The organism is Elusimicrobiota bacterium, from assembly GCA_016218575.1.
Taxonomy (GTDB): domain Bacteria; phylum Elusimicrobiota; class Elusimicrobia; order UBA1565; family UBA9628; genus JACRDN01.
In genome coordinates this window covers 143,530-158,160 of record JACRDN010000014.1, presented here as the reverse complement: position 1 = coordinate 158,160, position 14,631 = coordinate 143,530, and the positions used below count along the sequence as shown (strand labels likewise).

Here is a 14,631-nt window from a genome sequence, read left to right as displayed (position 1 = left end):
AAAATTGTATCATTATGGAAACTATGCGTTTCCTTCTGATTCTGGCTCTTTTTGGCCTCGGCGCTTGCGCCGCGGGCAAGACCGCAGGAGACGGCATCTCGGACTCCCGGATCAAGTTCCAGGTTCAAAGGGCCCTGCAGGCCCAGCAGGGCGCCAATTACAGGAACCTGGACGTGGACGTCTACAACCGCGCCGTCACGGTTTCGGGGCTGGTCAATACCCGGGAAGACAAGAGGGCCTTGGAAAGCCTGCTTCGAAAAATACCGGGCGTGGAGCAAGTCGTCGTGAACGTCCTCTTCGAGCCCTAGCGCTCCCACCGGCTCATAATGCCCCCCCCGGCCTTCCAGCGAGACCTCCTCAAGTGGTACGCCCGCGCGCGGAGGGATCTCCCCTGGAGAAAAGACATCTCGCCCTACCGCACCTGGGTGTCCGAGATCATGCTTCAGCAGACGACGGTGAAGACGGTGCTCTCCTATTACGACGACTTTTTAAGGGAGTTCCCGGATATACCCTCTCTGGCCTCGGCCCGCGAAGAACGGGTGTTGAAGGCCTGGGCGGGCCTCGGCTACTACAGCCGAGCCCGGCTTATGCGAATCGCGGCCAAGAAAATCATGGCCGAGCATAAGGGAGCTTTTCCATCTGCCTATGAGGACGTTCTGGCACTACCGGGGATCGGGCGCTACACGGCCGGGGCCATTCTCTCCATCGCCTTCGAGAAGCCCTATCCCGTTCTCGATGGGAACGTGGCCCGGGTTTTCGCGCGCCTTCGCGCCATTGAAGACGACGTCAAGGACGCCAAAACCGTCCAGAGATTATGGCGCTTGGCGGAAAGATTAGTCCCCTTAAAACACACCGGAGACTGGAACCAGGCCTTAATGGAGCTCGGGGCGGTGGTCTGCCTGCCGGAAAAGCCCAACTGCGGGTCCTGCCCCGTGAGCCGCCATTGCCAAGCTCTTCAGAGGGGACTGCAGGATGAGCTTCCCGTCGCCTCGAAGCGCAAGGCATTCATCGCTCTCAAATGGAATTGTCTCTGGATAGAACAGGAAGGCAAGGTCCTTCTTTGGAAAAGGAACCCTGAGGAGAGATTCCTCAAGAACCACTGGGGATTGCCGGAGGCAAGGCATATCCGGGCTCCCGCCGGAGCCTGGATTAAGACCGTGCGCCACGCCATCACCCATCACAGGATCACTCTCGAAGTCGTCCGGGGCAAGGCCCCGGAGATACTCCCCCCCGAAGCCGCCTGGGTGCCCAAGGCCAAGCTCAAGGACCACCTCGTCTCATCGCTGTGGCTGAAGTGCCTTTGATTTAGAGGACCTCCGCCGGCACGAGCCGATCCTTGATCGCGACATCAACGCGGGTTCCAGGTCGGCTCTCGCCGACACGGATCATGGCCAAGGTCAAAGGCGCCTGATGTCGGGGAGAAAAGACCGCGCTGGCGGTTCGGCCGATCTCCTTATCCGCGCTCAATACGGGACTTCCACCCGGAGGCAGGGAATTCTCGGACAGCTTGATTCTGACCAGGATCCGGTTGACATGCCCCATGTGATGGATGCGCGAGATGGTCTCCTGGCCCATGTAGCAGCCCTTGGTGAAGCTGATCGCCTCATCGAGCCGGGCCTCCAGGGGGATCGTGTCCTCATCCATGTCGAGTCCGAAGAGAGGCACCCCCCTCTCGACGCGCAGGACGTTCAAGGCCTCCCAACCCACGTCCTGGAAGCCGGCCCCAAGTAGGGCGGTGCTGAGCGGCGCCGCCTTGCCCGCTTCCGCCAAGACCAAAACGCCCTCCGGACTCAGAATGGGATAAGACAAAAGCAGGACTTTCTCTCCCCCCCATTGAACCGTCTGCGCCTGGTAAGGCTCGAAAGAAGAAATTCCCTTGAAGAGTTGAGCGCAAATCGAAAAAGCCCCGGGCCCGGCCAAATGGAGCAGACCGAATCGGGAGCCGGCGTCCTCGAGACAGGACTGGCTGAGCAGAATCATCTTGGAAAGGACGCCCTTGAAGTTCTCTCCGGCCTTGGGCCAGCAGAGAATCAGCAGCTCTTCTCCCAAGTCGTAAAGGGCAAAATCCGCCTGGAGTTTTCCCTTCGGGCTGAGCAGGCAGGAGCGCTGGCCCATCAAGGGCTTCAGCGCCAGGATATCGTTGGTCGTCAAGCCTTGAAGGAATTTCTTCCTGTCCGGCCCTTTGAGGACCAGCTTGCTTAGAAAGGAGAAATCCGTCAGCGCATGATTCGACATTGTTAAATGTTAGTTTAAAAAAGTAAAGGCTAGAATAAATATATATTTATTCTAGCCTTATCAACTCAACGGCTGGGGGCGTGGCGATATTCGCCGTCTTTGTAGCGATAGAAACCGTCCAGAGCTCCGAGATGCTCCTTGAGTCCCCGGCGCAAAGCGCTTGACTGCTGGGCCGGGTCGAGAACGTAGACGGCCCTGGATGTCTCAGCGATGGCCCAGCCGTGGCTGGGGCCGTGCACCTCAACAACCTTGGTCGAGGCTGGGAGCAGCATGCGCCACTGCAACTCCTCAACCAAATACGCCGCGAGTAGCCCCATCTCTCTGCAAACCCCTTTGCGGGGCCTGGCTACGAATTCTCCGAAATCGATAGGATCAAGATGGTTTGAACGCAGGGACTTGATGTAATCAAGATCGTATTCAATATTCTTCCCAATCCAGAGCACGACATCGCTGAGGATAGAGGCTTCCACGTAGGCCGGGCCTTTGTTGGCGGCCACGTGCTTCGTTCTGCGGTCAAGGACGTACTGCCAGACCTCATGGGCCAAATCTCGCAGCGCGGGGCTATTAGGGTCGATGATGTAGCTGACGTTTCCGACGGGAAAGTAAATAGATATCCGGCCGGTCACGCCATGGTCTTCGGTGATGGGGAGCGAGGGGTTGGACAGCGAATAGACTCGCTCGGAACTATCGCGGCGCTCCGCGGAAAGCGTATCGCGATCCACGCGTATCGTTAAAAGAAGCCCTCCCTTGTCAACGGCATCCCCTAACGTGATCTCCCCACCCCGGGCGATGGATAGGACGTTATCGCCGCGGTTGAGAGTGCGTGAGAAATCCTTGCCGACGACGCTGAATCTCCCCCCCGGCAAGGCGCTGACCTTCATGTGCTCGTCCCCGATCCAGAAGAAAACAGTTGAACCCTCGGGATAATCATAGAGGGCCGCGAGCTCAACCTCCCTCACGCGGTTTTCCCCGAGCGGCTCGGGCTTGGCGGAGCGCAGCCAGGAACGAACCAAGGCGCGAAACACGCTTCGCTGCCTCACGACCTCTTCGGAGGGTATGTCGTTGGTGAGCATAGGCTCGGTGCCATAGGCTTTCATCAGCGCGCGCGCCGCCTCCAGACCGATGTCGTACTGCTGAAAGAGTCGCTCAAAGTCACTGGCCTTTGGATAGTCCCCGATAACATCATGAAACATGGCCCGGATAATGCCTGGATTTAATGGGAGCGCTCTCTCCTCCGGCTTGGGCTTGTCATATTTCACGGGCTCTCCGCTCTCGGAAAATGGGCGATGCCGGGCTTGGCCCGGCTCCTGGACGCGCACGGGCAGCCCCAACGTATTGCGGATCGTTATCCGATTGGCCTCGCGGTCGAGGCCGACCACCACCAGCTCTCCGGAAACCCCGTCCACTTTCAAGGCCTCTATGCCTCCATTTTTCCCGACATACAGGCGCCGAACGCGCTTGCCGCGGATCTCGATGTAGCCAAGCGGCAGGCGCCGGATCACGATGCCTTGTGCCGAGGCGCCGGCTCCGACCGCAATCGTGATCGGCTTATTCGGCGGGAGAGTCAACGAACGGCTTTTCCGCGCGCCGTAGCGATCAAGCAGCTCCGTCCGGGCTGTGAATTCTCGAAGTGCGGGCACAAACTCCAGATCGAAAAGAAGCTGCGCTATCTTCTCATTGCCGAGGCGTTCTCTGTCGAAGAAGTCCATGATCTTGTCGAATGGCATCTCGCCGGCCGCGCGCGGCGGACTGGATCCGAATAACGCCAGAAATCGACGAGCCAACAGCAGGTCATCGACGCCCGCCCGATCCAACTGCAGCCCGCGGCGCTTGGCCGCCTCCTCGATGTCGCCGGCTGTCAGTAACTCGGAGCGGCCCCTGATGAATCTTTTAAAGGTGAATACAGAAAAGCCCTGGTATTCCTGCAAGAGAACATCGACCGTGTTTGGCTTTGACGTCTTGTAACGGTCAGCCTGGTAGCGGTCCTCTATCTGGGAACGCGCTTTGTAATCGGAGAACGCGGGCACATGAAGCCTGAGATCGAAGAGAAGGTAGCCGATCCTTTCCGGGGTCATGCGTTCTCGATCAAAGAAATCAAACAGCTTGTCGAAGGGTATCTCGCTTGTGTTGCGCGGCCGATGCGGCCCGAGCCATGACAACAAACGACGGGCCAATAGCATGTCCTCCATGTCATCTGGCGTTATGTCAATGCCGACGCGTTTGGCCAGTTGCGCGACGTCGTCGCTGGTCAGGGGCTCGGGGCGGCCCATGATGAATTCCTTGAACGAATAGAAAGAACGCGAGCGGGGATATTCCTTTTTCCACGCCTCCCCCAAAGCCTCAAGCGGAGACTTCTTCAAGGGAGCCGGCTCCCATGACACTACACGATCGCCTTCGCCCTTAGCCACTTCAGGCCCTTGGCTTTGGGCGAGTTGGGTCGCGGGCGGCGGCTGGGCCAGGACCTGGGGGGGTTGAAGAGGCGCGGGGCCGTCGGATCCGCGGGTGGTCTTTCCGAAAATAAAAACCAGAACTTTATCGGCTCCGCCATCGATCAAAAGTCTCGCGCAAGCCTGAATGGAGGCTCCGGTCGTGTAAACATCATCCACCAATATCACGGTTTTACCCTGAATGGGCGAACTTCCAGTTTTCGTGAGGATAAAACCCAGGCCGGCATTGCTCAGCCGTTCCATGAAGCTAAGATCTTTTTGCTTTTCGGCGTCTTTGCGCTTCGCGAGAACGGAACTATTTTCCTGCAAGCCGAGTCTTTGCGCCAAGGCCCGGGCCAGCAATGCGGAGGACCCCTCCCCATTTTTCGAGGGAACGGGAACAACAAGATAGTCCCCCTTCTCTCCAAGCCGTTGTGCGAATTCCCGGATGGGGCCTTCTATCATTTGAACCGTCCGGCCCGCTTGTTCGGCATCTTTGGCCTTCAAGGTCTGCGAATACTGGTCGGCGGCGTATCGAGGATCCGAAAATGGGTAATACGGCCGCGCGAAGAACAAAGAATCCTGGGCAGGCGTTATGGCCGCGATCCCTTGGTCCCAAGCCAATTGAATCCCGCGATCGGTGACGTCGACCGGCAGGTGGGTAAGTATTTTCTTTTGCTTGAGTCCGATTAACCTCCAGACGCTGTAATTTTTCGAGGACCAGGGGTGGATGCCCTGTAGAGACCCTGGCATGCCGGTAAAAGGCTGCGCATAGTTTTGTCTATTGGCGACTTTTTGGCCGGAAGCATATCCCGCGAGACGGTCCAATCCTTGCAGCACCCCAGTCCGGACGAGGTCTTCTCCCGTGGCCTGATAAATCGCGGCGACGATTCGCGCAAGTTTTTCGACGGCTTGAGCGCGAACCTTTTCCGAGTCCGATATTAAACCGATCTCTATATCATTACGGAGCAGGTCCCAGAGCTCCTGCTCACTGCCTAGAAGCCCCTTTCCCCGAAGGATGCGGTTGTATTTTTCGTATAAAGCCGCAGTCTTTGCCGCTCTTTTCTTGGGATCGGCCTGAACGGTACCGGCCCTGCTCTTAAGGGCCTCGTAAGCAAACAACAGGGGAAGATACTCCGGCCTTCCTATGTTGTCACTGAACCGTCTGGCCGCAAGAGAATCCACCGCCGGAGTGCCGCGCTTGGCCAACAGCACATTCTCGGGATTCTTCAGGATGACGGGATAACGCGACTGGGCATAGTAATCCTTGTACGCCAGTTCCTCCGCAGACACCTTCTCAATGATTATCATTCCCAGAGCAGGATGCAGATAGGCTTCTCCAGGCTTGGCGTCAAACAAATGGACGGAACCGCGGGGAGCGGGCTCCGCCGCAGTCGGTCCGGATTCTTCCGTGGGTCCGGCGCTTGGCTTGCGCGCCGCCGGCGCAGGAGTAGCGGACAGAGCTGGCCTTGCTCCCGCTACAACCCCTATGCCAAATTCCCCCATGAGCTGCCGAACATTGGACACGATGACCCTTGGGTCGGGCATATCGCCTTGGCGCACGTCGTAGTCCAAAGGCTTTACGATCAATCTCTTGTCTCGGAGCTCAGAGAAGGAGAGAACTCGCGGATTTTTCGCCTCCGAACCAGATCCTATTTCCAGATCGGCAATTGAATCGATCACGACGAATTTCCATTCGCCGTTCAGGAACATCGCGCCGCTAATGACAATGGCATGACCATAATCTCCTTCGCGGATGCTCGCTAGAACGCCCATCGTCTTTTTTATTTCCAGAATCAATTGCCGCTCGGTTTTAGGCGCCCAACTTTGGTCCCAGAATTTAAGCCCCATCTTTCTGAGCAACATCTGCTGCCGAGTCAGATCTAAACCTTTCTTCCTGGTATCAACTCCCGTAATTTTTTCCGCCAACGCCAGAAACTCGTGGTAGCTGACGCCTGAGCGGCCCAGAATACGCACAAGGGGATGACTCCAGATATGCCTTACCGCGCAATCGTTAAAATTCTGCTTAGCCAGAGATTCCATAAGGGGAAAGTCTCCAACCACCTTTGAGGGGTCCTCAAGCATAAGGCGGGCCATTTCCTGCAAAACTTCAGAATAGCTTCTAGGCGTTTTAGGCCGATCGACGCCTCCAATCCTTTCAGTCAGAATAGGTCGGATCCCCGGCAAACGCTTCTCGAGATAATTTAAGAGCTCGACCTTCGAACTAAAAATTCGTTCCAAGGGTTCTCCCGCCTCCCTTTCGAGCCTCTGATAAGCTTCATCCACGGTTTGAGACGTTAAACCATATTGATGGTATTTGCGCGCCAATTCGTCAAATACCTCTTGCTTGATGGTTTCCCACGGAGCTGAGGGCGTCCCGGCGGCCGGCGCTCGCCCCGCCGTTTCACCACCTGCGCCCAACGGTCCGCGAGGAATCCTGACCGGAGCTGTGATTTCCAGAAAATACGCGATCTTCACCAAATTCCGCAGGCGGCCCCATGAGTAATAGTCTATCCGGGCCGTATGGGAATCCTGGACCCCGAAAATCCAAGTTTTGAATCCTTGGTCGTAAAAGGCGGAGCGAACGAACACTTCGTGCATATCACCGGTCATCTCGCACCGCGTATCCAGGCAAGCCAAAATAGGCTGCTTTCTCCTCAAGTGGTCCAGGAACATGTCGGGAAGTTCCGGGACAGGCTGCCCTTCGGAGATTTTCCGGTAGGCGATGCGAATATCCTTCAACAGCAAGTCGAAATCTCCAGGAGTAATGCCGTTTTTCAACACCGCCTGCCGTCCCCGCGGCGATATTTCCATCAAAGCCTCCACTCCGCCGGGGCCGTCATAGCCTTGAGTGGCCTGAATTGCGTTGTCCAAGGCGCAAAAAGCGCAGGTTGGTCCTTTTTGGGCGGCAGTCTTTGCCGATGGAAATCCAAGAAAAGTTCCGCGGGATTCCTGCAGTTGGGCTTCCTTCTTCCAGTGGCCCTGCCTGGCTTGCTCCCCGCGATCGTAACTGGCGCCGCGCGCCTTGATCAGATTCTGTACTCGCTTCTGGAGCTCAGCCCCATTCGAGCCCGCGCTGATAAAACCCGTGTCCTCCTCCAGCCTGTTGAGTCTTTCAGACGCTTGGCGAAATTCTCCGGAGGCGATCAATCGGTCTATTTCGGCCAAGCGCGGGTCGACCTTGGGGCCGAACAACTGCTGGACAACGCGGCCGAGGGGAGACGGCGGCGACGCGGGAGGCCCGCCGCCTATCCCGGCAGGCCCCCCTGCTACCCGCAGTTGCACTGGAGCAGCGGCCGGTTGCTGCCTCAAGAATACGGGCTCGGGCAAAGACAGCCCCTGGAACTCGGCCCCCGCTCCGATACCCAAGGCCTCCAGATCCCTCTGGAACGCTTTGTTCGCCCTCAAGGATTGCATCTTTCGAGTCAACGCGCCGTCGAATGTCGCGAATTGAACCTGGCGGCCACGGCTTTGCAGGATCACTCCCGCGAGCATCGCGGAGTCCTTTCTGCTCACCTGGTGTTTATCTCGCAAAAACACCGCGACTCTTTCGCGCAGGGCCGCATACGCCTCGACTTTGTCCAGTGGCACCTGAACCACCGACTGCACCCTCACCCGGCCGGAATTTATGGACTCATCGTAAAGGCGCGAGAGCTGAGTCAGTATGCGCTCCGCTTCCTCGGGATTCTTGACCTTGCTCAGATTGAAGGCTTCGAACACATGCTGTCCCGTAATCAACACCACCGGGTGATCGGCCAAGAACTTAATGGCGTCGGGACTGTTGCCGCGAGCCGCGCGAATCAAGACGCTGCTGTCAATAAAAGGAGCGCTGGGTGGAATGGGGGGATGCTCTACCACCGGCACGCCCGGGGCCTTGACCAGCTCGAGAAACGGCCGCCCCAGCCACGGACGGCCCTTCCAATAGACCTGGTAGCGCATTCCCTTGAAGGGCCCGTTATCATAGACCGGGGAGGGACGAAGCTCCAGATCGGGACTCAAACTCAGTCCCAAGCCCGGTATTTCGCGTAGAATGGCCTCAAGGTTCTCCGCATGCACGGCCGCGATCCGAATTTTGCCTCCCGGCCGGACAACCCGGGCGGCCTCCCTTAAAAACGGCAGACAAGCCGATCCCTGGTATCTGTCCAGGAAAAAAACGCTCCAGTTCGAATAATAGATTCCAATCGAGTTGGAATCGAAAGGCAGATTCTCCCCCAAGCCGGGAACCACAAGGCCAGGCTTGTTCTTCACGTTGGGATCAAGCCCCACGGCGTCAACCCCGGCCTGCCTGAGCTCTTCCACGAAACGCCCTCTGCCCGAACCGACATCAAGCACCCTTTGACCGCGTAGGAGGCTAACGTCCAGGAGCTCACCCGGGAAAGAAGCCCTGGAAGGATCGAATTGGCCGTTTCGGTTTTCCCCGCGTAATTGAGATATTCCCCGATTGGAAGCGCGCACGGGGACAGCCGCTTGAGCCGCCATATTCCGCATCAAGGAAACCATGTTGATGGGATCTATGTTGACCAGCCTGCCGCCGGGCATGACCTTGAAGTTGGCGAAATCCTCCTCCTCGGACAGCGGTCCCTTGACGCGGCGGTCGGCCAGGCCACCGGTGAGCTGGTCGATGCGGTCGAGCATGGCGAAGGCGTCGTGCTGGAGCATTTGGGAGACGAGGTTGCTCAAGGAGTCGCGCGACTCCTTGAGGTCGAAAACGCCAGCACCCTTCACGAAGAGAATCCGCAAGGCCCAGCGCGCAGGCCCGTCATCCACGCTCGCCTCCACGAGCTCCATGCGGGGAATGTCAAGGCCAGCCTTGCGAAGCTTGTCCACCGCGCCGACCAGGGCCTCGAGGTGCCGCTTCTCGACCCGAACCATGGGGCCGCCGGACCCCAGGACGAAAGCGTCATTGAAAACCTTGATCACGGCTCCGTCCCGCGGGTCTCTGTAGACCGCCGCCTGGCTTCCGCGGTCGAATCTTTGGCCTTCGGAAAGCCGGACCGGGCCGGAGACGGCGGGAGACGCCAAGGCCAGGTCCCGAACAGGAGTCTCTGGGGCGTCACGGCGCACGTTCTCCACCGCAAGGCGGACCTTGCCCCCCTCTAGTTTTGCGGTAAAAACGAGGCTCCAATTGCGAGGAATATCCGCCAATTGGAACGGGCCGGGATGCGAAGCGTCGAAGATCAGCGTCTTGCCGGGTTCAATGGCTATGACTCGCGACGGGCCTTCTCCTTGCTGGACCAGGAGATACCCCTGGGAGCCGTTGGCCCGGAGCGAGAAAGTGTGGTTTCCCACCGGGACCTTGAAGTCCACGATCGCGGGGAGCGGAGCCGGAGCGCCGCCGGCCGGCGGCTGGGCCGGATTATTGCCCGCCGGCGGAGGCGCGGGAACGGGTGCCGGAACCGGCGCGGGAGTCTTTACGGGAGGAGGCGGCGAGCGGGCGGGAGCCGACCCGGGGCGGCGGGCCGGCGCGGGGGCGGACGGGCGAGCGGGCGCGGGTGCGCGGCCGGAAGGAACTATGGCCGTTGCGCCCGGAGGCGGGGGCGCTGCGGGGGGCGGCTGGTCCACGACCTTCCCGGTCGCCCTTATTTCCGGAAAGCCCCCGATGTCCGGGCCGTTGCCGTTGCGGATGCGCGCGCGCATGAGGTCCCAAAGATTGGCCCTCAACTCATACGGCACATCATGGCGCGTCAGCACCCGCAGATAGCCGATGATGACGGACTGCCACAGCTCTTTTTCGCCCTGCGGGGCCCCGGCCCTTCTCATCGTCATCTTCAGAAGGACGAGGATGTCCTCGTTGCGGCTCAGGAAATCCCGCTCCCAGCGCGCTTGGGCGCCCTTGGCGATTCCGGCGTGAACCCCGACCATGCCGGCGAATTGGACCACGTTCATCAGCGCCTCGACCGTCCTCTTTTTCTCCTCCGTCGTGTTGCCGGTTATGGCGAGGCTGGTTTGGATGAGCATGACGGCGTCCTGTCCTAGCTCGGGTATCATCTGAGCCAACATGACCCTAGATACGATCAGTTCGCCGTTGGCAAATACAAGGCCCCCGGCGGCGCTGATGAGCTTAAAGCCCAGGATCGTAGCCGCCAGGTCCGGCGCGTAGGCCGACGTCACGTCGCTGAGGTTGAGCCAGGTCCAGCTTCCATTCTCGCCGGCTATGGCCATCACGGCCCTATTTTTCACGGCCTCGACCCCGTAATTGGCCAGCAGATACTGCAGCCTCTCCTGGGGGGTGACCTTTTTCGGGTCGTAAAGCTTTGGATCGCAAACCAGGCGATAGAGCAATTGGTCCTCCGGTTTGGGAGGATTGGCCCCGCTTCGCAGGGCGGCCTGGCGCATCCCTTCCGCGTATTCCTTGCAGGTCGCCTCGCGCGCGAGGCGATTGAGCCGGTCCCTGGCGCGCGGGTATTGGGCCAATTGAGCGTCCATTCCCTTCATGGTTTTGGTGATGTCGGAGAAGGAAAGGCCCCAGTTGACCAGCATCAGCGGAGGCTTGATCGAGTCAGCCGCCTGGTTCAGAGCGTTGTCATCGGCCGCTTCAGTATCGCCGAGGAATTCATTGTAGGGCCGCTTGAAGAATTGCCAGGCCGCGTCGAAGGAGCTGCCGGCGGTCAGGCCGACGAAACCGATGGCGTTTCCAGCGGCCGATATCAACCGCGCGGCCCGGCCCGGATGCCCCGGATCGGCTTCCGGCTCCGGCACCTCCAAAGTTCCTATCAGTTCTCGTCCGGTCTCATGGCCTCGGGAGTCTAACGGAGGATGGAAAGGCTCATCGAGATAGCGTTGTTTGAGAATCCGGTAGAACCGAATGATGAGAGGCTTTTCTTTGTTGAACAGAGCCGGATAAAATACGTTTTGCTTGCCGTTCTGCAAATATTCAACCCATAGCTTCATCTGGAGGTCCTTGGCCGTTTTATCGTCCATGGTGTCTAGATGCAGCGCGGCCTGGTTCGCCTCGGCATCACTGCGCGTGGCCTTGCCGATATAAAACGCCGCGATGGGTTTATTCGTTCTGTACGTGATTTTAAGAGCCTTCTTACCAGCAAACCACTCCACGGAAACGGTGTCGCTCCTAACATAGTCCAGAAGGAACTGCGTGATCGCGGCCGTCATTTCCGGATGGCCTATATCCGTCCCGATCGCGGCGGCCAGCAAGCCGGCCCTTTGGACGCGCTTAAAGCCCTCGGGGTTCGGATGGGCTGTGAGCCAGGTTACGTTACCCCCTTGAGCCGGATGGCTCGCGTCCCAGAAAGCCGCGGATGACCCGTCGCCGCTGACCTTTGTTCCAACGAATGGGTCCTTATTGACCAAGGCGTTCCTGTTGGCGTCGAAGAGGCGCAGCAAATTCTCGGGCTTCTTCGGCAACGGCATCCTCACGCCCACATTGCCGGCGACATGGTCCATGAGAGAAGCGTTCTTCGTCCCGGCGTAGGAAGAGTGCAGCCGCGTCAATAGGGCTATAAAGATCTGATAATGCCCTCTAAGCTCGACCGAAAGGGCGTCTTTCTGACCGGAATCAGCCGCCCGCGAGCGGGCCACCCCAATTTTCCTCATCTCCTCGAATTCCCGACATAGCAAGTCGTAATCCCTTAAACGGTCCATGGATTTCTTGGGAGCGGGAACCGCGTCCGAATCCTCATCGCCCATGAACTGCCCCCGCTCCTTCCTCGCCGCGGCATTCCAGGTCCGGTATATGCCCAAGATGCGCCTCACCAGATTCAATGTCCCTTCGTCGCATTGCCCCTGAACCAGACGATCGTAAACCTGCCCCGCGACTCCCGTAATTTGAGCGCCCAGATCCTTGGGTTCTCCCGGCGCCGGCGGCCCGCCCTGCCCCACGGCTACAATCTTGCGTCCGACCTGGTTCTTCGACAGCTTCGCGTATCTGATGTTGCAGCGCTGCAGGACGCTCTGGTAATTGGCGCGATACTGGTTAGCCAAGACCACTATCCACGGATTCATCTCTCCCGGTTTTTTGAGGTTGTCCAGGATGTCGCAGAGATGGGCGTAGGCCTCGTACCTCTGCCTGAAAGACGAGTATTCACCTTGGAGCTTGTCATTGGCGGCCGCCCGCGAGCAGCGGTTGTAGACGCCGGATAGCTGGGTCCACTCTTCCTGCGAAGGGCAGCCGCAGACCTGGTCATTCCTAAAAAAGTTTTTTCGCACCAGCTCATCCGCGGGCGCGATCATTTTTCTGGCTTCTTCCAGCGCCGCGGTCTCTTCCGCTTGCCTTCGCTTGCGCTCCGCGCGGGTCCGGTAGGCGGAGACGGCATGGTTGATGTTTTCCTGGAGCTTGCCCCGATAAAACTTCTGGTAGAGTTTTGTCAGCCGCTCCACGCACGAGGGGTCTCCGTCATTCGAGCACGAGTATTGGTTTCCCCCGGGAATCGGCGGCTGGTCCCTGTAGAGAAATTTGAGATACAGGGCGAAATTGTCTTTGTCTCCGCGCAGCCTCACGAAGCTGTTGATCAAGTCTTTGACGCTTTCATCGACCTTTTGCAGCCACAGCGAAATAAAATCGGAATTGGTTCGTTCCGAAAACTGCTTGTACTCATCCTCCGTTAGAGCATTAAAATTCCTTGGATTTTTGAGAAGGAGCGAATTCTGCAGGACAGAACAGTATGGATAATGATAGGCCTTCGTGATATCCGGGCAAGAAAAGTCCTTGTCTCCGATCCGGCCTTTCTGGAATATCTCGAGGAGGTAGCGGTCCGAGGAAGCGTCGGCGAAGGCCGAGGCGGCGCTAAAGAGCGCCAAAAAGGCGGCAAGTGCGGCCCCGTTGCGATGCAAGAAACTGGATCGGTTGCTCATCCCTGGATGCCTTGAAATAGTGTAAACGGATCCTGGACAATTTCAAGGCCTAATTGCTGCAACAAGATTACTTCTTTACGGCAGGGACAACGGTCCAGCTTAGCTCTTGGGAAGCCGCGTTTCCGGCGAAATCCTCCACCGTCACCACGATGCGGTGCTCGCCCGGCTCCTGGGGAAAGCGCAGGGGCCCCATGGGGCTGAACCCCAGGTCCATGGCCGAGCGGCGGTTGGCGTAGCCTCCGGCGGAGTTCCAGTAAAGGCCGTGGACGCGCTTGGACTCCGAGGCCTTGCCGGGAAGGGTGTCGAATTGCCAGACCTTGTGGGGCCTGAGCCGTCCGTCGATGCGCCAGCTCACCCGGTACGGGGCCACGGGAAAGCGCGAGCCCATCAAGTCCGAGGCGTCGAGAATAATGGTGTAGGGGCCGGACACCGCGTTCTCGAAAACGCGCTTCCCCCCCTGGGCCAGGAAAATTCCCGAGATGAAGGGACGGTCGGGATCGGACATGGGGGCCAGCAAGCGCAAAGGATTGAGGTAAACCCCGGCCTTGTCCCTGATCTGAAGGTGGACATGGTCGTAAGTCCCCCAAAGGCTGCGCCACGGCCACGGATAGATGCGGCCGAGGATCGCCCTGGCGGCGACGACGTCTCCCACCTTGACCGTGATGGATTCCTTTTTTAGGTGCACGTATTCCCAGATGTAGCCGCGCCGGTCCCGGATGGAAACGTACCAATACTCGGGCTCGTTTTTGGCGCCCGTGCCCAGGCCCACCACCGTCCCGCCGAGGCAGGCTCTGACCACGGTCCCGGCCGGAGCCAGGATGTCGAGCCCAGGGTGGAAATAAGACTCGCCCTCGTTATATCTTTGATAAGCCCCGAAATTGAGCCCGATCGCGAATTTCTCGACCGGCCAGGGATAGCGTGCCTCTTGGGCCGGGCCGACCGGGCGGGAAAAGACGCTCCGTCCTTGGCCCGCCTCGGCCGAGGACCGCGCGCCCGAGAGAATCCCCCGTATATCCAGCCCCCGATCGAAGTCCAACGCGGGGCCGGAAGCCCAGGCCGGAAAACTCAAGCCCAGGAGCATCAGAAGGCACAGCGTTCTCATAAGGCTATTGTGCTTGAATTCATACTGCCCGTCGGGTGCCTTTGGACCCGGGAAGGCCTA

The 14,631-nt window shown here is 58.9% G+C and carries 5 protein-coding genes; 2 read left to right on the top strand and 3 right to left on the bottom strand.

Features of this window, described 5'->3' with window-relative positions; genetic code table 11:
- Positions 1 to 14 precede the first annotated feature (14 nt).
- A complete protein-coding gene (locus HY921_04590) occupies positions 15 to 308 on the top strand; it encodes a BON domain-containing protein (protein ID MBI5630146.1) in 294 nt (97 codons plus the stop codon).
- Positions 309 to 326: 18 nt separating this feature from the next.
- Positions 327 to 1,304: an A/G-specific adenine glycosylase gene (gene mutY / locus HY921_04585; protein ID MBI5630145.1), complete on the top strand. Its 978-nt coding sequence runs from the start codon at positions 327 to 329 to the stop codon at positions 1,302 to 1,304.
- 1 nt (position 1,305) lies between these two features.
- Here mutY and HY921_04580 read toward each other — a convergent pair whose 3' ends face one another.
- From HY921_04580 to HY921_04570, 3 genes are all read right to left on the bottom strand, one after another.
- A complete protein-coding gene (locus HY921_04580) occupies positions 1,306 to 2,235 on the bottom strand; it encodes an aminomethyl transferase family protein (protein MBI5630144.1) in 930 nt (309 codons plus the stop codon).
- Positions 2,236 to 2,300: 65 nt separating this feature from the next.
- The gene (locus HY921_04575; protein ID MBI5630143.1) at positions 2,301 to 13,469 is read right to left on the bottom strand and encodes a methyltransferase domain-containing protein; all 11,169 of its coding nucleotides are present in this window, start codon (positions 13,467 to 13,469) and stop codon (positions 2,301 to 2,303) included.
- A 67-nt stretch (positions 13,470 to 13,536) separates the two neighbouring features.
- Positions 13,537 to 14,571 carry a M23 family metallopeptidase gene (locus tag HY921_04570; protein ID MBI5630142.1) on the bottom strand — a complete coding sequence of 345 codons (1,035 nt, stop codon included), beginning with the start codon at positions 14,569 to 14,571 and terminating at the stop codon, positions 13,537 to 13,539.
- Between the last annotated feature and the right edge of the window lie 60 nt (positions 14,572 to 14,631).